Annotated in this window: 17 protein-coding genes; 15 read left to right on the top strand and 2 right to left on the bottom strand. The window is 39.9% G+C overall.

Going from position 1 to position 22728, the window contains the following annotated elements; all coding sequences use genetic code 11:
* The first annotated feature begins 86 nt into the window (after positions 1-86).
* The 6 genes from EDD58_RS02885 to EDD58_RS02860 all read left to right on the top strand — a co-directional run bounded on the left by EDD58_RS02885 (position 87) and on the right by EDD58_RS02860 (position 10051).
* The gene (locus EDD58_RS02885) at positions 87-1115 is read left to right on the top strand and encodes a helix-turn-helix transcriptional regulator (RefSeq protein WP_165875766.1); all 1029 of its coding nucleotides are present in this window, start codon (positions 87-89) and stop codon (positions 1113-1115) included.
* 431 nt (positions 1116-1546) lie between these two features.
* On the top strand, positions 1547-3937 hold the full coding sequence (locus tag EDD58_RS02880) for an MBL fold metallo-hydrolase (protein WP_131923321.1): 2391 nt from the start codon (positions 1547-1549) through the stop codon (positions 3935-3937).
* A complete protein-coding gene (locus tag EDD58_RS02875; RefSeq protein WP_131923320.1) occupies positions 3918-5318 on the top strand; it encodes a hypothetical protein in 1401 nt (466 codons plus the stop codon). The genes EDD58_RS02880 and EDD58_RS02875 overlap by 20 nt, the downstream gene beginning before the upstream one ends.
* Before the next feature lie 35 nt (positions 5319-5353).
* Positions 5354-7108 carry an Hsp70 family protein gene (locus EDD58_RS02870; RefSeq protein WP_131923319.1) on the top strand — a complete coding sequence of 585 codons (1755 nt, stop codon included), beginning with the start codon at positions 5354-5356 and terminating at the stop codon, positions 7106-7108.
* Between the two features lie 13 nt (positions 7109-7121).
* On the top strand, positions 7122-8819 hold the full coding sequence (locus EDD58_RS02865; RefSeq protein WP_131923318.1) for a hypothetical protein: 1698 nt from the start codon (positions 7122-7124) through the stop codon (positions 8817-8819).
* A gap of 26 nt (positions 8820-8845) precedes the next feature.
* A complete protein-coding gene (locus EDD58_RS02860) occupies positions 8846-10051 on the top strand; it encodes a hypothetical protein (protein ID WP_131923317.1) in 1206 nt (401 codons plus the stop codon).
* Positions 10052-10109: 58 nt separating this feature from the next.
* Here the strand turns inward: EDD58_RS02860 and EDD58_RS02855 are convergent, their stop codons facing one another.
* Positions 10110-11597 carry an FAD-dependent thymidylate synthase gene (locus EDD58_RS02855; protein ID WP_165875765.1) on the bottom strand — a complete coding sequence of 496 codons (1488 nt, stop codon included), beginning with the start codon at positions 11595-11597 and terminating at the stop codon, positions 10110-10112.
* A 197-nt stretch (positions 11598-11794) separates the two neighbouring features.
* Between EDD58_RS02855 and yunB the strand changes: the two genes are divergently transcribed.
* The 6 genes from yunB (at position 11795) to EDD58_RS02825 (ending at position 18453) form a co-directional block, all read left to right on the top strand.
* The gene (gene yunB, locus EDD58_RS02850) at positions 11795-12544 is read left to right on the top strand and encodes a sporulation protein YunB (RefSeq protein ID WP_165875764.1); all 750 of its coding nucleotides are present in this window, start codon (positions 11795-11797) and stop codon (positions 12542-12544) included.
* 215 nt (positions 12545-12759) lie between these two features.
* Positions 12760-13770, top strand: a complete 1011-nt coding sequence (locus tag EDD58_RS02845) for an ABC transporter ATP-binding protein (protein ID WP_131923314.1) — start codon at positions 12760-12762, stop codon at positions 13768-13770.
* A complete protein-coding gene (locus tag EDD58_RS02840) occupies positions 13739-14701 on the top strand; it encodes an ABC transporter ATP-binding protein (RefSeq protein ID WP_131923313.1) in 963 nt (320 codons plus the stop codon). The genes EDD58_RS02845 and EDD58_RS02840 overlap by 32 nt, the downstream gene beginning before the upstream one ends.
* A 102-nt stretch (positions 14702-14803) precedes the next feature.
* Positions 14804-16417, top strand: coding sequence for an ABC transporter substrate-binding protein (locus tag EDD58_RS02835; RefSeq protein WP_131923312.1), 1614 nt, complete (start codon positions 14804-14806; stop codon positions 16415-16417).
* A gap of 111 nt (positions 16418-16528) precedes the next feature.
* Positions 16529-17545, top strand: coding sequence for an ABC transporter permease (locus EDD58_RS02830; RefSeq protein WP_131923311.1), 1017 nt, complete (start codon positions 16529-16531; stop codon positions 17543-17545).
* Between the two features lie 2 nt (positions 17546-17547).
* Positions 17548-18453, top strand: a complete 906-nt coding sequence (locus tag EDD58_RS02825; RefSeq protein WP_131923310.1) for an ABC transporter permease — start codon at positions 17548-17550, stop codon at positions 18451-18453.
* A 205-nt stretch (positions 18454-18658) separates the two neighbouring features.
* Here the strand turns inward: EDD58_RS02825 and EDD58_RS02820 are convergent, their stop codons facing one another.
* Positions 18659-20431, bottom strand: coding sequence for a UbiD family decarboxylase (locus EDD58_RS02820; protein ID WP_131923309.1), 1773 nt, complete (start codon positions 20429-20431; stop codon positions 18659-18661).
* 264 nt (positions 20432-20695) lie between these two features.
* Between EDD58_RS02820 and EDD58_RS02815 the strand changes: the two genes are divergently transcribed.
* The 3 genes from EDD58_RS02815 (at position 20696) to EDD58_RS02805 (ending at position 22727) form a co-directional block, all read left to right on the top strand.
* Complete coding sequence (locus EDD58_RS02815) at positions 20696-22216, top strand: sodium-dependent transporter (RefSeq protein ID WP_131923308.1); 1521 nt, start codon at positions 20696-20698, stop codon at positions 22214-22216.
* Complete coding sequence (locus EDD58_RS02810; protein ID WP_131923307.1) at positions 22195-22311, top strand: MetS family NSS transporter small subunit; 117 nt, start codon at positions 22195-22197, stop codon at positions 22309-22311. Before EDD58_RS02815 ends, EDD58_RS02810 begins: the two co-directional genes overlap by 22 nt.
* Positions 22312-22490: 179 nt before the next feature.
* On the top strand, positions 22491-22727 hold the full coding sequence (locus EDD58_RS02805) for a glutaredoxin family protein (protein ID WP_131923306.1): 237 nt from the start codon (positions 22491-22493) through the stop codon (positions 22725-22727).
* The last annotated feature ends 1 nt before the right edge of the window (position 22728 follow it).

Here is a 22728-nt window from a genome sequence, read left to right as displayed (position 1 = left end):
TAGAATCCAATGTATAAAAAATTAGAAACTATTATAATGGACTTTATAGGGCGAGTAGAAGTAGTAGCCCTTGAGGAAGAAAGATGGTGGAGTGGTATAAGATGATAGAGGATACGAAAGATCGAGTGAGTAATGGATCGAGACTTTTAAAGCTTCGAGAGATTTTCGAACAAGAAACAGATGAAGAGAACGAATTAACTCTGAACCAATTAGTAGAGAAGCTAAAAATGTCATTTGGTCCAGATGACTCGATTGTACAGATTGGTACAAAGGCAGTTCGACGTGATATTCATACGTTGCGAGCCCAGGGATTTGAAATTATCGAAAATATCGGGGATAAAGGGAAAAAGTTATACAGTTATCAAAATCGATTGTTTGAAGCCCATGAATTACGAATGTTGATAGATGCTGTAGCGTCAGCTCGATTTGTTTCTTTGACAGATACCGAACGATTATTAGAAAAGCTAAAACGTCTTACTAGTGTACATATGGCTAAAACCTTAGATATCAGGTTCCGCATCAGCAGTTCCTATAAGGATGAAAATAGAGAGACACGGTTTACCATTGATCGAATTCAAAACGCGATGGCAGAGAGAAAGATCATTCGTTTCCACTATGGTCAATATAATGTGGAAAAAAAGTTTATTGCCAAGCGTAATGGAGAATGGTATTTTGTCAGACCGCTAGAACTTATATGGAACCAAGATAATTATTATTTAATAGGCTTCTTTCTACCTGAAGAGAAGATTAAACATTACCGAGTTGATCGAATGCGTGATGTTGAAATCACTGAGCAAAGCTATGATTATCAATTTTTCGATCTAAATAGTTACGCAAAAAATGTCTTTAATATGTACAATGGACCTGACCAATTGGTAACGATCCGTTTTTCTAATCATATGGCCACAGTGGTTATTGATCGATTTGGAATTCATGTTCCCATCAAAAAAGTAGATGATCACTGTTTTGAGATTACTACTGAGGCGAAAGTAAGTGATGGTTTTGTTCAATGGCTCCTTTCTTGTGGGAAGAATGCTAGGGTTATTTCCCCTGAACCTCTGGTTAAGCGAATGAAGGAAGAGATTGAACAAATATATATGAATTATGCTTTATGATACTCGATATGAGCCATGTTAGTCACATGATTGATCCAAATCCCGTCGGGTTGTTGCTTTGAAAACCTTGATTAGATTAAATCTATATAAATCGATTTTCATTAATAAGATCAGGGTTTTCTTCCTTTTTACATCTGTTTATATAAATTTCATAAGTTTTTGATATATGTATACAGGGAATTATAATACTGTAGTGAATAATATATGTATCTCAAGCTTGAGGTATATGTAAATCATATTGTTTGTGTTTGATTTTAAAAATAGAGGGAGAACAAAGTGATGACCATTTACCTATGTTAGAAGCCGATTTTTCGCCTGAAATGCCTTTGTGCATGAAAATCGAGCTCCGTCAACTTTGATGGTGGGTAGGAAAATAATACTTTCAAAAAGTTCCTCTATTTTGATATTATTTTCAAAAAGGAGATGATAGAGTGGACTTAGAGGATCGCTTTCAACGAGCGATTCATCATGAAAATCGACATTGCTTGGTAGAAGCTGAAATGGATTATCAATGGATCTATGAACAGATCATCAATGGTCATGTGGAAGTAAAAAGGATTCATCTCGTGCGCGTAGCAACTTTTTTTTATCGACAAAAGAAGAAGCAACAAGCTTACGAAATTGTAAAGAGATCGTTCCACGATTATCCATCAGATGAACAGTTAGGGAGTCTCTTTCTCCAGTGTTGGCGAGAGTTATCCCGACCTCTGGATGAACTGAAGTGGTTTCACAGTTGCATGACTTTTCATTCGTCTAGTTTGGCACATATCCAGCTTTTATGGGAATTAACTTATGCAGGAGTTGATGTTTATCAGCAAGTGTTATCTGTAGTTGAAGAGGTTGAGTTGCATTTTTTTGAGCAAAGTGAGTATTTTGCCACCCACTATGTGGATCTCCTTCGACTCCTCGTCCAATTGGAAGTGCAACAAAGTCAAATTCCCCAAGCTCGTTTTTTTCTCCGTAAATGGATGTGTCTAGAAAGCTCATTTCTCCAGTTTGAAAATGAAATGATGGTTTGGAGCATCTTTTTAGATGAAACCTCCATATTAAAGGAAAGAAAAGATAGTTGGAAGATCAAGAGTCGTTGTAACGAAGAGACACGACTTTTCCTATCATTCATTGAACAATTGGAAAATGATACAGAACGAGTGGACGATGACTGGATTCAAAGCTATCGCTTTGAACATCCGTTATTGGTAAAAAAGCAGCAGTCTTATAGACAGCTAGTCGATGCAATTAAGTGCTCAAAGCCGATTCCACAAGATGAAGTCATTCTGACGGATTGGACTTCATTACAAGCTTATATTCTTTCTGCGGGAATCCACGCTTACTCTTTTTTCTGTTCAGTTTTTCATCATCATGCCGATTTACCCAGTGCGATTCAAATGTATCAGATGTTGAATGATGTCCATAAACCCCTTTTTCAACAACCACAAGCCTCGGTAAAGGTTACGGTAATTGGGGGAGGAGATCAAGTGGGTGGCTCTTCGATCCTTTTATCAGTAAATCATCACCATTTGTTAATTGATTCAGGATTGGTGGTAAATGGTGAACTGGAAAGTCCTGATTTTTCAATCTTGGAGGAACGAGGGATTCACTTTGATCAGATTGATGCACTTATTGTCACTCATGCCCATTTAGATCATTGTGGAGCTGTTCCTGAGATTTATCATCAAAATCCTCATCTTCCTATTTACACAAGTAACGAGACGAAACAATTGATGCGAATGATGTTAAAGGCTACAGAGCGATCAAGAAGAGTTAAAAATGTTGATCTTGAAGCCATTCTTGCCCAGATCCAGGTGAAAGAAGGGACTTTTTTTATTCCATCCAAAGGGCAGTCTTGGAAGATTACTTTTTTGGAAGCAGGACATATTCTAGGAGCTATTAGTTTATTGATTGAAATCGAGGGTACCAGAATTTTTGTTACTGGTGACTATAGCTTAACTGATCAATTTACAGTCAAAGGATTACAACTACCTACAGATTTACGAGCAGATATTGTGATTACGGAGAGTACGTATGGATGGCAACCGATGAGATCGATCCCGCGCCAACAGCAGATTCACCTATTTATCCAGCAGATGAAACAGGTGATCAATCGTGGTGGCTCAGTACTGATTCCCGCTTTTGCACTGGGGAGAGCACAAGAAATCATTTGTTTATTTCGAGCTTGGTTTGATGAGATCCAATCGATTCCTTTCCCTGTGTACTTGGATGGGATGGTATCTGAAATCACGCAATTATATGAATCCCTACTTTTACAAAAGGGTCATGCACATAGACTCGTGGGAAGTGGAGTCCACTATGCCAAAGATCTGATCGATTCATTAGATAGTGAAGAGTTGTGGCTCCAATCGGTGGCTACAGGTGGATGTTGTGTAATCGCAAGCTCTGGAATGTTATTGGAGGGTAGTACTTCATTCAAATATGCCCAGGCATTGATGGATGATGCTCGACATGGGATTGCGTTTACTGGGTACCTGGATGAAGAGAGCCCTGGAAGGTATCTTCAGCAATCAAAGAAATTATGGGTAAATGGAAAGTGGCAGGAATGTCAAGCTGAGTGCTTTAACTATCGACTCTCCGCCCATGTAAGCATAGAGGAAATCTTGCAGACCGTTTTACATGTCAATCCTCATACTGTTTTACTTGTTCATGGTGATTCGAAGTCGATGGCTTCTTTTCCGAATACAGTTCTTTCACCTTTTCGCAATATTGAGGAATTATTAAAGATCACTGGAAAACAAGTAATTTCCACTAAAAATGGAGTGACATATCGCCTTTTTGGAGGGTATCGGAATGGAATTAAAAATGTTTGATTTAATGTTAAAACATCGAGGTTGGAGTCATGAGCTGTACATAAACAGTGACAAGATCGGTTATACAGAAAAAGAGCTGAAAGAGATGTTACAGTTGTTTGGTCTAACAACAAACAAGGACCGTGAGCACTTTTTCTGGGGATTAGAACGAATGTTAGAAGAGACGATCTTACTTCACCCTTATGAACAAAATGGGGATTTAGCTGAAATTTTAGCGAAATCTTGGAATCAAGAGAATCAGCCTGCGATTGATAAAACGATGGCACGTTTATTTATAGATAGTTTATCTTTGCGTCTTGACCATCGCAAACGTGCATTTTTTTCTCTATGTCATGGAGATGCAGAATCGACTTTTATGTATTTAAACCAAGATATCCTTCCCTTTGCAGAATGGTTTGTTCGTTTTGGATTGATGCTTGTGGAACGAGAGATGATGCTCGTTGATTTGGCGAAGGTGATGTTGCCGACTCTATTTAAAGATACAGATGGAAAGAAGCTTATTTTCCAGTCCTTTGATCGCCTCTATTATCGGGAAGCAGAAGGGAAGCTTTGTTTTCGAGGCATGAAGCAGTATAAACGTGTAACAGGTTTGGAACGTCTTCCATTTGCTCAAGGGATGGCAGATCTATTGCTATCACGATTTGAAAAAACTAGTCATCCTCTTGTTTTTGCTTTCTGCGAAAAAATTTCTCTGCATTTTACGGTTCAAAAGGAAATGGTAGAGAGACTAGATGAAAAAGTGACCATTCCATCGATCGAGCCTAGGGATGAAATAAAAAATCCGACCAAGTTATGTGTTGCAGTTACTACAGAGCCACAGAGTGATAGGATTAGTGTTCAGTCTCCAATCAAAGAAAAGCTGGAGAGTGTGAGACACGCGCTTGATCAATTAGAAGATACAGTTTCTGAAAAGATTCAATCATCCGCCAATGATTATGTAGATCAGGAAATCGAGTGGCTACGAAAAGAAAATGAACGACTCCATTGGCAATTGGATGAGCTACAGAAACAGCAGGAATCATTGATGTATCGAAAATTAATTGAGTTGATTCAGCAATTAGCTGGGGAATCAAGTCGGTTTGTATTACACGAACTTTATGAGGAAAGTATTGGTCACTTGGAGATTGAAGGTCTGAAAAGTAAAGGTCGTTTAATGAGGATGTTTAATGTACTTCATATGTCGGGAATTGAGCCTTATACTTATCAGCATCAGATTGGGGATGTTTTTACGATGGAAAAAGAGGAGTTGGCACAGAAGTATCTGATCAAAGCGCCCATTTGTACTGATGAGTCTAAGGTAACGGTTCGGATCGTGGGGCATGGTTGGAGTTTACATGGTAAGCCAATCTTTTTGCCCATCGTTGAAGAAATGTTTACGTAAAGGGGGGAGGCGCCCGTTATTGGGCGCCAGATATCATGGAAAGATATGTTGGCATTGATCTTGGTACAACGAATTCTGCGGTATCGATTGCTTATCGAAGTGTCAATCAAGAGATTCATACCAAGACCTTAGAAGTAAGACAATTAGATGAACATGGGATGAGTTTTGATAAGTTACTTCCTAGTGTTTTGTATGTGGACAAACAAGGACAACCTTTTGTGGGGAAATATGCAAAGAAAATGGCACGTATTTACCCCAAGCAAGTGATGGGAAAAGTGAAGCGACATATGGGGAATGAAGTGAGCTGGACCATTGCTGGTAACCAAGAATATCGTCCCGAGGAAGTTAGTTCCTTTGTGTTACGTGCTCTAAAAAATACTGTAGAGAATCATTATCTGAATCAGAAGATTGAGGGGGCGGTCATTACAGTTCCAGCCAATTTTGATTTCCAACAACAAGATGCCACGATTAAGGCGGCCCAGTTAGCTGGATTTAATCCTGAAAAAATTAGACTGATCCCTGAGCCCACTGCTGCCATTCTAGATTTTTTGAATGAAGAAAGCCATTTAGATGAGCAAAATAGACGGATTCAGCTGGATCAACCACAAAATATTATGGTATTTGATTTGGGAGGAGGAACTTGTGATGTCACCATTCATCGTGTGAGTCGTGGTGTGAATAGTCATATGGTAATCCAAGATCTCTCTATTTCCCAGTATACAGAATTAGGTGGGATCGACTTTGATGAGAGGATCATGAAATACTTATTAAACCAATTATTAACGAAAAAAGGGCTGCAACCGGCTGATTTACAACGTCGCTTCGATACTGACTTTATCCGTAAACTTCGTGAAAACCTACTTGATATGGCAGAAAAGGCGAAAAAGTGGATCGCTACTTCTGTTCAAAATCGGATTGATTTCCAAGGTGCTGATTGGCATGATTCGACAGGAGTTTTTGCATCTATTGCATATGAAGAGATTTTTGATTTGCATGAAGATTTATTAACGGAAATGGTGATTACCAAACGGGAGCTGGATGAAGCGATTCGACCCTTACTTTATCAGGGAGGGTATTCAGGGATCAATATTGAGGAGCCAATTAATCAAGCGATTGAGAGCTCCAATATTCCTATAACGAAGAGTGATATCAACCATATTTTTTTAGTAGGTGGTATGACAAGCTATCCTACCATCAAGGGTCGCATTTTTGAGATTTTTGATGGTCGAGTCGAACCATTATGTACCATCAATCCGATGGAATCTGTTTCGCGTGGAGCAGCTATTTATGCATACTATCAACATCAAATTAAATTGCAAGCGCGTGATGTAGACGATACAGATCAAATCGAAAAACAGGAATGGGTGGAAGATCGACTTATTTTTCCCCAGAACATTTTTATCAATGTAGCAAAAGGGAATCCAGTTACTTTAGTGAAAAAAGGAGAATCTATTCCATACTCTCATACATTTGAACAAGGATTTTTTGTAGCAGGAAGCCGTGAAGATGATTATGTCAACTATATGGAGCTGGAGCTGTTTACGGCTGAGGACCCCAAGGCGATGAATGTAAAATGGTTAAAAAACGCACGTTTTCATTTTGAAAGACCGGTTCGTGTAGGTACTCCTTTGGTAATTCAAGTACATGTAGATCAAAATCGAAGTGTTACGGTTCAGTCATGGATTCGTGATGACCAGACACAGATGGTTCATGTAGACTTAGGGATTCAAGAGATTTCAGATGAAAAAGTGAAGGATTTACGTCAGCAACATGAACGATTAAAAGTGTAGTGAGGGATTGAATATGGCAAATATACGTGACTTATTGCGTGATCGGATAAGACAACAACTAGATCAGCAATCTTTCCCCAAAGATGAAGCAAAGTTAGGAGTAGAGATTGATCCTGAAAAGGCAAAGTTATCACTCCAACAACAAGCAAAAGTGTATGTACAAGAACAAGAAAATGATTTAGACTTTCTCGACTCCTTGGATCAACCAACTTATCATGGAAGTCGACAAAAGAATGTGAAAGTAGATTATGAATTAGAAGAAGGAGATGGGGTGCTAGGTTATGTAGATCTTAGCTTTTCAACGTTGGATCCTTCATTAAACCAAGTGTATCAGGAAGCTTTACAATTGATAGAAGAAATGTCCCAAGCAAATGAGATCCAACAGGCACAAGCTGTAGCTAATCGCCTAGCAGACTTTGGTGAGCCAGTTATAGAATTATTGTTTCGAGAAGTACGTATGTTTAAGTATTCACACCCATTTATTCATGAATTATATATTCAATTATTAGCTCGATTCATTGCTTACAGCTTAAGAGGGAGAATGCTACTCAAAGCCATTCTCACCCATGGAACAAATAACGATCATATCGAATTGGCAATCCGGGTTGCAGGTTGCATTCAAGAAAAGCAAGTCATTCCAGAGATATTGGAACATAGTAAAAACGTGGACTTATTTATTCCTTCTATGCATTCTTTTATTCATTTGCGTGATACCAAAGCTGCGATTTCATTATTATCATCGATTGAGAGAATTGATCCAGCACGTAAAGATATCATTGATGAGGCTTTAAAACTCGCTAGACAGTTTTCTGTTTTTGATACTCAATTGCTTTCTCCTTTGTTTCAAGCGTATATATCTTGTACAAAGAGACAACTTCGTCCGATTTATTCTGTCTCACTCAAGTCATTTGGAAGTGAGTTGATCCCGTTTTTAGAGAAAACAATTTATAAAACAAATGATTCTTATGCGATTCGCTTAGCTGCACAGTTGATTGGTGGAACCAAAGAAGCCTCTGCGAGTCAAACTCTTAAAAAGATGTTACACAAGGTTCCTAACAAGCAGACACAAATCATTGAGGGGATGGCACATACCGAAGATCCACAGTTACTACCCATCATTGTCGAGACATTGCAAAAGTCACATCTAAAACAAACTAAACAGGCGTGTTTAAAAACATTGGGTTCATTGGCGGACAAACGGTATATCTCATTGGTTCAGAGCTATGTAGACCAGCCAGACTATCGCTGTGAAGCCATTTATTCGCTGATTCGCCTTCGAGCTCCTCATGCTTGGGATCTTTATTTTGATACATTTTTACATGGGAGCCCTGAAGAACAACATATTTTGGAGGGCTATACGAGTATGTTAACAGCACAACATCACTTACGAATGGCTCAACAAATGACGGATCTACCTGATCAACAAACGATTCGGTTGTTAGCAGCTCTACAGCGCCCCAATTTGTTACCCAAACAGGTAGGGAAGTATCTGAATGAGTTACTCAATCGAAATCCAAGTACTCCAGTTCGTCTAGAGATTTATCGTTTAATTGCGAAGTTTGCTAATACAAAACATGAGTTATTATCCCAACATGTCCTGTTTCATGCATTGACAACAGAAACGGAAGAGGCATTGAAACGCGAGATTGAAACACTCATTCATCGGATGAGGCAAAATAGGGCAGAAGTGGGAACTAATATAAGACAATAGAGGGAGTTATGATGAAAAGAAGAGAGATGAAACGTTATCCTTATATTCAAGTAAAGTCGATCCCTAATGCCATTTTAGATGCATGTTTATTAATGAGATTGGAATCGAAGCATTTGTTTCAACTTTTTAATAAGGAACCTGCCCTGTTGAGAAAGTCTAACTTAACTATGACTCAGATTCGGCAAAAGAAAGTGACAAAGCAGACGCTAATTAAAGAGATTTCCGAACAGCTTTCGCAACACTATTTGGTTTATAACTCGGTGGTTGCAGCTTCTTTGTCCCGATTAAGTGCTTTAGAGTTTGAATATCTAAATCGTGAAGAGGGAGAATTACTTACAGAGGAATGCGAGAAGAAAGAATGGTTAAAACAACAGTTTGAGCAAGCGATTGAAGAAGATAAAATGCCATTTGACCTGTTTGTGACTTGGTTGCGATTTCAAGAATCATTTCATTCCGAGATTCAAGGAGTTTTAGAGAAAAATGGAAACCAGTTTGAGCGCCTGACAAGTCTAACCTTACCAGATTCATTTCAATTTGATCGGAAAGAAATTGATTTGAATGTGTTTACAACACAGGAGAGAATTGATCTGGCTGTAAAAGTACTTCAATCGATTCAAATTGCACCAGAGTCAGAGATTCATTCCTTAATAGAAGATTCAAAAGAAAATATGGAAAGGTTAAAGAAACAGAATGAACATTGGAGAGAACAATCGGCAATTTATGGAGGACAAGTAAAAAAGAAAGAGAAAGAGTGGGTCCAATTAAAGAAAAAGTTAGACGAAGAACGGGTGAAAACGAAAACTCTAAAGCAAGAGGTAAAGACACAACAGAAAAAGATTCAGGATTCATATACTCGCGCACAATTTGCTGAACAAGAACGGGATCAAATGATTCAGCAAGTCACTCAATTAAAGGCAGAGAAACAGCAATGGTTAGCGGAACGTCAGCAATGGAGTGAAAGTCAATACAATTGGGAAATCCAGCTAGTAGAATGGACGAAAGAGCGTAATCAATATCAGCAGGAACTAGAACGATTGCAAGCAGAGAAACAAAAATTAAGAGAAGAACTACAAACAACGATTTGTGCCTATGAGCAAAAGTTAGAAGAACAGCAAAATCAGAGACATCAAGAAGAAGCTAAAATTAAACGAACTTCTACTGTTCCGATTGATGATGATGAGTTAGATGGTCTTTTCTCGGGTTTAGAAGAAAATCTTCCTCAACCATTATAAAAAAATCCCCTCTCACACTGTTGAGGGGGGATTTTTTTATAATGAAATGTACATGTGTTTAAGATTCGAGACGACGTTGTGCAAATGATATAAGTGCAGGGTGTTCTTTTTGTAGTTGTTTATATAGCTGTTCAAATGTGGCACGAATATCCCATTGAGCCTCAGGAGATGTTCGAAGATTGATTAAGTGGTACAGTTCCCAGAGACTAGCTGTAGCGATTACTTGTCGGTGATGAGCGTTGGTAACACAATATTGAGCGATGATCGGGTTCCACTCTTCAATGATTTGGTGAATAGTTTCTGCTTCTTCAATGAAGCTTGTCAGACACTTTTCCAGCCCGGCTGCTTGAATATGTGGAGGAATCGTAAAGCCTAAATGAATGGTAGGTTGTCCAAAGCTAAAGGCTGTGCGGCGATTATGTCGTAGCAATTGATGCCAATTGGCTTCTGAAACTTTTAACTCCATTCGGTAAATAAGATGTTGGAATTCATCCATAGGATTATCAAAAAATTGAAGATTGGATAAAGATTCCTGAGTGATTTTCTCCAGTTCTTCAAGTGTCAGAGAGTCTATGATGTCTTTTGCATGTTCATAGGTAAGTGAGCGGATCTGGATGAATAGTGTAAGGGCAATATCTTTTAAAGCCTGATCATAGTTAGGTAGGGTGATCCATCGAGCAGATGGACCCGTGACAGGTTGAGTCCGAACTTGTATATGTTTCCAACGGGATTCTAATCTTTGTCTGGTAGTAACCAAATACTTGTTGGGTTTCACATGACGGAGTAAGGTTGGAATCACTTGATTGATTTCTTGTTCTAAATCTTTGGCTAACTGTTGTGATTCATGATGAGGACTCGATAAAAGACGAACAAGTGTATCTCGCAAAGCTCTTCCATTCCCCGTCATACCTAAGTTCGTTAAGGTAGAGAGTGTTAGGACATACCGAGCGTCCTCAAAAGCTATTTTTTCGATTCTTGCTTGGTAACGTCGCTCAGTCTCATCCGGTTGTTTGGGAAGGGTTTGTTGTAAGTAGGGGATTAACCCTTCCATTAATTGCTCATAAGTATCATAAGCAAGATGATGAAGTCTTAGATAAGCTTCTTTTAACTTGGGTTTTTCCTCTAATAAAGTTGGAATGTAAAAGTCCCCTCGTTTGGGGCGTTGGTATCGCTGACTGTATTCAGTAAAGCTATTAAATGAGTTGGCTAATTCTAGTTCGGCAGAAGCTAGGCGGCTAATTTTTTCAATTCCGATATGAGCAACCGCGTGTTCAGCAACACTGCTATGTCCATAGCCAACCACCCATTTTTCATGAAAACGAGCAGCTTTTTCGGAGTTCGCAGTAGCTAACCCGTCATTCTGTTTCTGGACACCCAATTCATCATCTGCCAGTAATTTGGCGAGATTTTCACGAAAGCTAGCTGAACTGCGACTTACGTAAGCAAAAATAACTGCAATCACTTCTTCGGGAAGATTAAAAATCGTATATACATTTTTGTCTAGATTTGAAACATATTTGGTTAAGTCGATCTCTGTTGTGGACAAGAGGGACCAACCTCCAATCAGATTATTTTTATTAGAGGGATAGCGATTTACAGCCACCACTCATGGAATGTTTAACCTGCCTTATAATAACAACTTCTATCTTAACAGATCCCCCTTGCTTAAGAAAAATGTAGGAATAGGAAATGACAAAAGGACAAACTATCCTGCATACATTTGGGACGAGGGGAGGAGAGCCGATGTCGTTCCGTCATTCAAAATTTCGTAAGAAGTCTAGCTCTTTTCGGATTCGTCGGCGAGGAAGAGTTGGGTTTGTATTGTTTTTTTTCTTAATTGGAGTGGTTTTTTATTCTGTTTGGTCCATGGAAAGAAGCTTAGAGCCTATTTTATTAGTAATTGCCAAAGCGGAAGTGAAGAAGATTGCTCAGGATGCCATGTTAGAGGGGATTCGAGAAGTTGAACACTCTTTGGGAGGAGATTTAAATAAAACCATTAATATTGAGCGGGACAATCAGGGTAACATTACATTCGTTCAAGTCAACTCACAAGTACAAGCACAGATCTATGAGCGCATTACCACAAAGATTCAGGAGGAGTTGAAAAACTTACAAAATAAGCCGATTGATATTTCGGTTGGTCAAGTTCTACAAAGTAATGTTTTTGCGGAGTATGGTCCGGATATACCGATTGATATGTGGCCGAAAGGATCAGCAAAGGTCTCGATCATTCCAAAGATGGAGTCAAAGGGAATTAATATGGTGATGATTACCCTTCAATTGAAAGTGCAATTTGAAATGGGAGTAGTCATTCCATTTTCGGAAAATAGTTTACCGGTAGATATCGATTATCCAATCGCACAAGCGATGGTCGTGGGTGAAGTACCCCAATACTATTTTTACAATGATCACCAAGGAGCTATTCAAAAAGGAGTTCCTCCACTACCTCCTATACCGGCGATCCAACAACAAGAAAAAAAAGATCCTAACTAGTAGAAAACATTGGAGTAAAGAAATATTCCAAAGATCTCAACTCTAAAAAGGATTTTTAAATACTAAATCGAATATATTGAATTAAACTATTCTTGTTTATTATAAAATAATTCAATTTAACTGAAGGTTGCCTAAAGTAGAAAATATCCGTTTTATAAAGTATGGGTTAGTGAAGCGAACTCCATGCTTGATCGAATGAATGTCGAGGTGATCCAATGTCCCAATCTGTGTTAGAGATCTCGCAACTGAAGCTCCACTTTTTCACCGATAAAGGGATTGTACCAGCTGTCGACGGGGTGGATCTCGCTGTCAAAGAGGGAGAGATCGTCGGTTTAGTCGGTGAGTCAGGGTGTGGAAAAAGTGTTACTTCCCTCGCTGTAATGGGGTTAGTGCCTTCGCCACCGGGAAAAGTGGTGGATGGTCAGATTTTGTTTCGTGGGCAAGACTTAACTCGAATGAATCGCCGCCAAGTTCGTTCGATTCGCGGAAATGAAATGGCTATGATTTTTCAAGAACCTATGTCATCACTCAATCCGTTGTTTACCATTGGCAATCAGTTGGAAGAAGTGATTCATACTCATCGTTCTTGTACGAAGCAGGAAGCTACAGAGATCGTTGTTGAGATATTAAAGAAAGTAGGTATTCATCGAAAAGGAATTTTAGATGAATACCCACATCAACTATCAGGTGGTATGAGACAACGAGTGATGATTGCCATGGCAATGTTGTTAAAACCCAAGTTGATTATAGCTGATGAACCTACTACTGCTTTAGATGTAACGATTCAAGCGCAAATTTTAGATTTGATGCGAACACTTAATCAAGAGTTTGGAACAGCTATTCTTTTAATCACCCATGATTTAGGCGTGGTAGCGGAGATGTGTGATCGTGTGGTGGTGATGTATGCAGGTCAAGTGGTGGAAGAGACAAGTCGGAGACAGCTCTTTAGGAATCCAAGACATCCATATACCCAAGGGTTGTTAAAGTCGATTCCCAAATTGGAGGATCAATTAGATCGACTGTATTCGATTCCTGGTCAAGTTCCTAATCCCCTTCAGATGCCTCAAGGATGCCGATTTGCACCACGTTGTGAACATGCGAAGGAGATTTGTATCCAGAAAGGTCCTAACCTGCTACCTGTTGAACAAGGACACTTCAGCCGCTGTTGGTTACATCAAGAGGAGGAACAAGTTGATGCCACTACTTCAAGTCCAACATCTAAGTAAGTCATTTCCGATTCACAGTGGTTTGTTTGGCAAAAAAGTAGGAGAGATCAAAGCTGTGGATGATGTTAGCTTTGAAGTGAAAAAGGGAGAAACACTTGGTTTGGTTGGAGAAAGCGGGTGTGGAAAATCGACGACCGGACGAGCTATTATGCGATTGATTGAGCCTACAGCAGGTGAAGTGATTTTTGAAAAGACTCCTCTGCTAAACCTGTCTGCGGAAGAGATGCGAAAGGTGAGAAGAGAGATTCAGATGGTTTTTCAAGATCCTTTTGGTTCACTAAATCCAAGACAAAAGATTGGCTCGATCCTTGAGGAGCCTCTTAAAGTCCATCGCTTGGGAACAGCCAAAGACCGGAAGGAACAGGTGGAAGAGCTATTACAGGTAGTCGGTCTAAATCGAGCTCATATTCGAAGATATCCACATCAATTTAGTGGGGGTCAGCGTCAACGGATTGGGATTGCACGTGCTTTATCGACAAAACCCAAGTTGATCATTGCCGATGAACCTGTGTCCGCTTTGGATGTATCTGTCCAATCACAAGTGCTGAATTTGATGGCGGATCTCCAAGAGCGATTCGAGTTAACCTATATTTTTATCGCTCACGACTTAAGTGTAGTGAAACATATTAGTGATCGTGTTGGAGTGATGTATTTAGGGAGAATGGTTGAATTGGCTGATCGTAATGAGTTATATCAAAAGCCTTTACATCCATATACGCAGGCATTGCTCTCTGCTGTTCCTCTTCCTGACCCTGATGTGAAACGTGAACGAATTATCCTAGGTGGGGATGTTCCAAGTCCTGCTGATCCGCCAAAGGGTTGTGCGTTTCACCCTCGTTGCCCTCATGTGATGGATGTATGTAAGGAAGTAAGACCTGAGTTTAAAAATCACGGTCATGCACATGGGGTTGCTTGTCACCTTCATGAGTAAAGTTCTGTTTAAGAGAAGGAGGTGAATGAACCAGAGCTGATTTTATCGATTGACTAGCTGTAAGTATTTTTCATATCTCATTTTCGAGGGGGAACGAGCTAGATGAAAAAGAAATATTTAATACTTTCAATCGCTCTTTTATTTGTTTTTTCTTCGATTCTTGTAGCATGTGGTGGAAAGAAAGCATCTGGAGATCGGGCTAAAACGTTGGTTTTTGGTCGGGGTGCTGACTCGATCTTACTAGACCCGATTCAAGTGACAGATGGTGAATCGATCAAAGTAGCTTCGCAAGTGTTTGATACTTTAGTGGAGTATGACAAAGGTTCTACGAAAATTGTGCCAGAGCTTGCTGATAGTTGGGAAGCCAGTCAAGACGGATTAAGCTGGACATTTAAATTAAAGCAAGGTGTCAAGTTCCATGATGGAACTCCTTTTAATGCTGAAGCAGTGGTCTACAATTTCAATCGTTGGATGGACTCTAAACATCCAGAGCATAAGGGAGGCGAGTTTGCTTATTATGCCTATATGTTTGGAGGATTTAAAGGAGATTCAGGTCATGTCATTAAAAATGTGGTTGCAGAAGATGAATATACAGTTAAATTTGAGTTGAATTTCCCCCAAGGACCGTTTTTAAGTAATTTGGCTATGCCAGCGTTCTCGATCGCTTCCCCTACTGCGGTGAAAAAAGATCCTGTCAAATTTGCTCATAATCCTGCAGGTGGTGGCACGGGTCCATTTGAATTTGTCGAGTGGAAGAAAAACAACTCCATCACACTAAAGAAAAACAAGAATTATTGGAAACCAGGACTACCTAAGTTGGATAAAGTGATCTTTAAATCGATTCCTGATAACGGATCACGATTCTCCAATCTAAAATCAGGCGATATCGATATGATGGATGGATTGAATCCAGATGATGTTCAACTGATCAAAAGTGATTCCAATTACCAACTCTTTTTACAAGAAGGGATGAATGTTGGTTACTTAGCATTTAACGTTGAAAAAGAACCTTTTAACAATGTAAAAGTACGCCAAGCTTTAAATTACGCAACCAACAAACAAGGGATTATTAAGAGTTTCTTTGCTGATCTAGGAACACCAGCCGTTAACCCTATGCCTGAAATTATGTGGGGATCTAACAAAAATATTAAAGACTATGAGTACAACATTGACAAAGCGAAGCAACTCCTCGCTGAAGCGGGTTATAAAGATGGATTTGAAGTGGATTTTTACGCAATGACAGAGCCTCGTGGATATATGCCTAATGGTAAAAAAGTAGCTGAATACATGCAGGCTGACTTTGCCAAGATTGGTGTCAAAGCCAATATCGTCACCTCCGATTGGCAAACCTATAAGGAACGTGTTGGCAATGGTGAACATAAGATGGCTTTATTCGGTTGGATGGGGGATAACGGTGACCCTGACAACTTCCTCTATGTGTTGTTAGACAAAGATAATGCACGTAAACCAGATGCAGGTAATATTTCTTTCTATAAAAGTGAACCTCTTCATGACATCTTAATCCAAGCACAACGCTCAAGTGATCAAAAAGAGCGGGAGCAACTTTATATGAAGGCTCAGGAGATTATCAAACAAGATGCTCCTTGGATTCCGTTGGTTCATGCGAAGATCCCTATGGGAGCAGATGCCAAGCTAGTTGGCTTTGTGCCACATCCAACAGGTTCCCTCAACTTGCATGAAGTGGATTTCAAGTAATCAAATGTTTATGATGATTGAATCAATGATGGCATTGCGCTCTTTGGGGGCAATGCCTCTTCTTACATAAAGTACAAGCTTAGATCGGATTGGTGAGGTGGTGAGACAGAGATGATGGCGTATACAATTCGTCGTTTGCTTATGCTAATCCCTGTGTTAATTGGAATGACCATCATTACATTTGCGATTGTACATGCGATTCCAGGTGATCCTGCCCGGACTATTTTGGGAGATAAAGCAACTCCAGAGCAATTGGAAGAAGCTCGGGAAAATCTAGGTTTAAATAAACCTTGGTATGTACAGTATTTTATTTATTTAAGTGGACTATTACAAGGGGACTTGGGAACTTCATTGATTACCAAGACACCCATCATTGAAGAGATTGGCCCCTTTTTAGCTGCTACGGTTGAATTAGCACTAGTTAGTATGTGCATTGCTATTTTCTTTGGTGTGAACTTAGGGATTTTATCCGCATGGCGGCAAAATTCGTGGATGGATTATTCGGCGATGCTCATCGCACTGGTTGGCGTTTCGATGCCTGTTTTTTGGCTGGGTTTAATGGAACAATGGTTTTTTGCTCAATATCTTAATTGGTTACCTGGTAACGGACAGATTGACCCCAGATTGGAGTTTGAGTCTATCACTCATTTTTATGTGATCGATGCTTTATTAGCAGGTGACTTCTATGTACTGACAGACGTTTTAACGCATCTCATCTTGCCTGCAGTGGCTTTAGGGACGATTCCGATGGCGATTATCGCACGTATGACTCGTTCAAGTATGTTGGAAGTGATGCGGTCTGACTATATTCGTACAGCAAGAGCCAAAGGGTTATCAGAGTTTTGGGTGGTTTACAAACACACCTTAAAAAACGCCTTAATTCCAGTATTAACTGTAGTTGGATTACAACTAGGACTTTTGCTTGGTGGTGCTGTTTTGACAGAAACCATTTTTAGTTGGCCGGGTGTAGGACGATATATTTATGATGCGATTAATGCCCGTAATTATCCTGTTATCCAATCCGGGATTCTGGTGATTGCCACGATCTTTGTATTAATCAATTTGGTTGTAGACCTTCTCTATGCTTGGATCGACCCACGAATTAAGTACGGAAGGGGTGAAAGGTAATTATGCAGACACCCGCCGCTTCACCACAGTCATTACCTCCTACATCGACCGAGGAGAATGTAGGAATGAAAGATACACCTGTCAAAGACTTTATCCGCTCCTTTATTAAACATCGTTCTGCTCTTATTGGTGGAATCATCGTCTTGGTGTTTTTATTTATAGCGATTTTGGCACCGTTGATCGCTCCACATTTTTACACAGAACGTAGCGATGCCCGTTTGGAAGCTCCATCCGCTGAACATTGGTTTGGAACGGACGAAACAGGGCGTGACATTTTATCACGAGTGATTTTTGGAACAAGAATTTCACTGTGGATTGGATTTTTTTCTGTATCGGGGTCAATCCTTGTTGGAAGCTTGTTGGGATTAGTAGCAGGTTTTTATGGGGGATGGAGAGATACAATCATTTCCAGAGCTTTTGACATTCTACTTGCCTTTCCAGGGATCTTGTTAGCCATAGCGATCGTAGCTATCTTAGGTCCAGGTTTAATGAATGCTTTAATCGCGATTGCGATCATCAACATCCCTACCTTTGGACGTTTGATGCGATCTCGAGTATTAAGTGTCAAAGAAGAAGATTATATCCTAGCGGCAAGGGCAATCGGTATGAAAAATAGCCGGATCTTATTTCATCACATTCTTCCGAACTGCTGGACACCGATTATGGTTCAAGGAACACTTGGAATTGCCACAGCAGTCATTGAAGCCGCTGCATTAGGTTTTCTTGGCTTGGGAGCCCAACCCCCCGAGCCTGAATGGGGAACGATGTTATCTGACGCACGTCAGTATATACAATTGGCTCCATGGACGATGCTTTTCCCTGGCTTGGCGATTATGTTGACGGTATTAGGCTTTAATCTACTAGGAGATGGTTTACGAGATCTTTTTGACCCTCGGATGAAGCAATAGGACTTTCTTCAGATCAACCCGATCTGAAGAAAGTCACAATAAAAATCACTGATCCTAAGGGGAATCCTGTAACTACCCCATTTATATTAACCCAAAAAAGTAAGTCCCCTTGACCAACAATCAAGGGGACTTTTTGACTAGGCGAGTTTGTTCAGATGAGCAGACTTCTCCTTTTTGGATCTAGATGATTTCTTATCCAACCGATCTAGAATCCTTTTGGAAAATATTCTTTCCACCGTTCATCCACTAATTTTTTAATACTTGGTTCGGTTTCAACTTCGTCTGGATAACCAGGCTTCATCCGGGCATCAATGACAATCGGGAAGCGGTAGTTTGGATGATGATTGATCCACTCCGCTTGTGCATAGATATCATGGGCAGGGTCAAAACGAGTAAATACTGTCCATAAAAATGCCGCTTGTCCAGAAGCCGCATGGATGTCGTCCACCAGACAAATGATGGGCCAATCTTTTAGGTCACTTGCAAAATGATCCAATAGTTGGTTGGCTAATTCGGGTTGTTCTGTAAAAGTAGGTGCTTCAACGACAAGCACTCCTTTACAATAGACCTTAATATCGTGAATACCCAGTGACTGCATATCAGGACCATGATATTCCGCGGGCAGTTCACGTTTGGCTTCTCCAGTTCCGATTAAGATCGCTTTACTACCATGGTTAAGTCGACGACCTGTGTAGTCAAGGGTATCCATCGAAGTATGGTTCATAATAAAGAGGTCTGTCGCAGGATCAAAACGCTCTAGAACGGTTTCAAATAAGAGTGAGAACTGATCCAATGGAATTGATTGATCTGTTAGAATTAAGAATTTGGTTAAAGTGAGTTGCCCTTCACCTAAGATGCGGAAGGCATTCACCAAAGCTTCTCGTTTATAACTTTCTCTAACTACCGCAGATGCTAAAGCATGAACCCCTGTTTCAGGATAAGCCCATAGGCTACGAATTCCAGGCATCGCCATGGGGAAGGCAGGAGATAGTAGCTTTTGTAAAAACTCACCGAGATAATAATCTTCTTGTCTAGGCTTCCCAACAATCGTTGCTGGATAGATCGCATCCTTACGATGGAGAATCTCTTTGACATGGAAGATGGGAAACTCATGTTCTAAGGAATAGTATCCATAGTGATCTCCAAAGGGACCTTCCATTCTCCGTTCATGAGGTGGAACTACACCAGAGATGATAAATTCGGCTTCTGCTACATAAGGATGTCCACCATCATCAGGGCGAACCACAGGAAGCTTTTGGCCGATCATCAGTGAAGTGAGTAAGAGCTCTGGTAAAAACTCAGGTACAGGTGCAATGGCTGAGGCGATGAGTGCAGGAGGGCCTCCTAAATGAACCCGCACAGGAAGCGGTTGATTACGCTGTTCGGCTTCATAATGATGGAATCCACCCCCTTTATGAATTTGCCAGTGCATTCCTGTGGTTTGCTGATCATAGACTTGCATCCGATACATACCTAAGTTATGTTTGCCTGTTTCGGGATGCTGTGTGTAAACCAGTGGTAAAGTGAAAAAAGGACCGCCATCTTCATGCCAAGTTGTAATGACAGGAAGCTGAGTGAGATCAACAGGAGTTTGAACTTGCTCAAAGACAGGCGCTTGCGAAGCAGGAATATTTTTTAATCCTACTTTGAGTAAATCACCTAGTAACTTCCGTTCTCCCCAGATGGCTTTGGGAGTAGGAGGCATTAATTTGTGCATCAAATCAACCGTTTGTTGCATTAACTGTTCAGGACGGGGACCAAAAGCTAAATCGACGCGTCGGGAAGTCCCAAACATATTAGTAAATACGGGAAAAGAGCTACCTTTGACATTTGTAAAGAGAAGGGCTGGTCCTTCTTCGCTGATCACCCGACGGTGAATTTCAGCTAGCTCCAAATAAGGGTCAACAGGTGCATCTATTTCGATGATCTCATTTTCTTGACGTAGTTGTGTGATAAAAGAACGTAAATCGGTATGCAAGAATCATCCACTCTCCTCATTCATTTGTTTTCTATTATAGCAATCCCAGACTCTAAAAGGGGAGTGATCAAAGATCTAGAAAGTGAACGAAGTTTGAGCGGATGAATGTCAATTGGAGGTATTTACTAGCAACAAAAATATACATTTTTACTGAAATAGAATACATATCGAAGCTTAACTGTGGTAAAATAAATAATCAATAAATACACTTTATAATCATCCTAATTTTCAAAACAAATTGTATATTGAAGGAGGAATCGTTGGATGGAACCAAAACAGCAATGGGGTTCTAGGATGGGCTTTATTCTTGCCGCAGTTGGATCAGCGATCGGACTGGGTAATATATGGCGCTATCCGTATGTGGCTTATGAAAATGGGGGAGGAGCTTTCCTCATTCCGTATTTAGTTGCGCTTTTGACAACGGCTATTCCTATCTTATTGATGGAGTATGCGTTGGGTCACAAGTACAGAGGTTCATCACCTTGGTCTATGATGAAATTGTCAAAAAAATTTGAATGGCTTGGGTGGTTTCAAGTTCTGCTTTCGTTTATCATCGTAACCTATTATATGGTTATCATTGGTTGGGCGGCTAGTTATGCTTACTATTCTCTAGGGCTTCAATGGGGAACAGATACGCAATCATTTTTCTTAAATGATTATTTAGGTTTATCGGATAGTGTATGGAGCTTTGGAGGAATAGAATGGAAGGTATTTATTCCTGTTCTTTTACTGTGGATTATCACTTATTGGGTTATGAGACGTGGAGTCAGAAAAGGAATTGAATTAGCAAGCCGTATTTTATTGCCAATGTTAGTGATTATGATGTTGATGATTACTTTCCGTGCGATTACTCTTGAAGGTGCATCGACTGGACTGAATGTCCTCTTCACCCCTAACTTTGCCAAAATGATGGAGCCGGGTGTATGGGTCGCTGCCTATGGACAAGTCTTTTTCTCTCTAAGTATCGGTTTTGCGACGATGATCAGTTATGCGAGTTATTTAAATAAAAAAGAGGATTTATCCAATAGTGGATTTATCGCAGCTTTTGCCAATAGTGGTTTTGAGTTTCTAGCTTCCATTGCTGTATTTGGAGCACTTGGATTCTTAGCTACCCAGCAAAATGTACCCGTAGAAGAAGTTGTAGATAAAGGGATTCTATTAGCTTTTAGTGTTTTTCCTGAAATCATTAATTCATTTCCAGGTCTAAATGCTTTATTCGGGTTTATGTTTTTTGGGGCATTAGTCTTTGCTGGTTTTACATCTGCGGTCTCACTGATTGAACCAAGTGTCTTGGCACTCCAAAACAAACTGAATCTAAGTCGTAAAGCAGCCATTAACTGGATTTGTGGGGTTGCCTTCCTCATTAGCTCCATGTACACATTTAAAAATGGTCTCAACATTCTGGATATTGTGGATCACTTTGTAAATAACTATGGAATCTTGTTAGGATCATTGCTTCAAATCATTGTGATTGGGTGGGTATTTAAACAGTTGAAACCGTTACAACAGCACATTAACTCTGTATCAGATGTGAGAGTTGGTTCTTGGTGGATCATCATGCTTAAGTATGTAAGCCCAATTATGTTAACCATTATCCTAGCCTCTTATATTCGTGAAGAAGCAACTAAATTGTATGGAGATTTCCCGATTGATGCCTTATTCACTTTTGGATATGGATTAATCGCTGCACTTTTTGTAGCTGCTGTGATCTTAAATAAAGTAAAGTGGAAAGGAATGACTGAGGAGAAAAAGGAGGATGAAACATGGGACCAAGCGCATGGGTAATGTTTGTGATCGGTGCACTCCTTCTTTGGGGCGGATTTTCGTACTTCTTATGGTTCGCTTATCGAACTAAACAAAGAAAGAAACAAGAAAGCTAAAAGATATTGTTCTAAAAATTCATAAGAAACAAACAAAGGCATTGGTGGTATACCAATGCCTTTGTATTTCTAATTGATTCAAGTTGTTTTGCTCAAGTCGAGTAGGAGATTGTATAATCAAATGTAAGGTGACATATTTGTTGGTTTGTGGAATACAATTATTTAAGGAGTGACTCTAGATGGCTGTGGTTGTTTACTCAAAACCTCATTGTATTGAATGTAATGTATTAAAACGATTTTTAATGGATTATAAAATAGAATTCGTAGTCAAAGATTGTGGAGAAAACCCTGCTTTTTTAGAAGAAGTAACAGCCATGGGTTTTTTGGGAGTTCCAGTTACTGTAGTTGATGGAAAACCAATCTATGGATTACAACCTGAGGCGATCTTAGATGCGATTAAAGAGACGAACGGCTAAG

This window comes from Hazenella coriacea, assembly GCF_004341825.1.
Taxonomy (GTDB): Bacteria; Bacillota; Bacilli; order Thermoactinomycetales; family Thermoactinomycetaceae; genus Hazenella; species Hazenella coriacea.
The sequence above is the reverse complement of the archived record's forward strand: the minus strand, read 5'-3'. Positions and strand labels throughout refer to the sequence as shown.

Coding starts and splice junctions, on each gene's coding strand:
- EDD58_RS02875 (WP_131923320.1), top strand. CDS start 3,918: ATGGAATTAAAAATGTTTGATTTAATGTTAAAACATCGAGGTTGGAGT.
- EDD58_RS02870 (WP_131923319.1), top strand. CDS start 5,354: ATGGAAAGATATGTTGGCATTGATCTTGGTACAACGAATTCTGCGGTA.
- EDD58_RS02865 (WP_131923318.1), top strand. CDS start 7,122: ATGGCAAATATACGTGACTTATTGCGTGATCGGATAAGACAACAACTA.
- EDD58_RS02860 (WP_131923317.1), top strand. CDS start 8,846: ATGAAACGTTATCCTTATATTCAAGTAAAGTCGATCCCTAATGCCATT.
- yunB (WP_165875764.1), top strand. CDS start 11,795: ATGTCGTTCCGTCATTCAAAATTTCGTAAGAAGTCTAGCTCTTTTCGG.
- EDD58_RS02845 (WP_131923314.1), top strand. CDS start 12,760: ATGTCCCAATCTGTGTTAGAGATCTCGCAACTGAAGCTCCACTTTTTC.
- EDD58_RS02840 (WP_131923313.1), top strand. CDS start 13,739: ATGCCACTACTTCAAGTCCAACATCTAAGTAAGTCATTTCCGATTCAC.
- EDD58_RS02835 (WP_131923312.1), top strand. CDS start 14,804: ATGAAAAAGAAATATTTAATACTTTCAATCGCTCTTTTATTTGTTTTT.
- EDD58_RS02830 (WP_131923311.1), top strand. CDS start 16,529: ATGATGGCGTATACAATTCGTCGTTTGCTTATGCTAATCCCTGTGTTA.
- EDD58_RS02825 (WP_131923310.1), top strand. CDS start 17,548: ATGCAGACACCCGCCGCTTCACCACAGTCATTACCTCCTACATCGACC.
- EDD58_RS02815 (WP_131923308.1), top strand. CDS start 20,696: ATGGAACCAAAACAGCAATGGGGTTCTAGGATGGGCTTTATTCTTGCC.
- EDD58_RS02810 (WP_131923307.1), top strand. CDS start 22,195: ATGGGACCAAGCGCATGGGTAATGTTTGTGATCGGTGCACTCCTTCTT.
- EDD58_RS02805 (WP_131923306.1), top strand. CDS start 22,491: ATGGCTGTGGTTGTTTACTCAAAACCTCATTGTATTGAATGTAATGTA.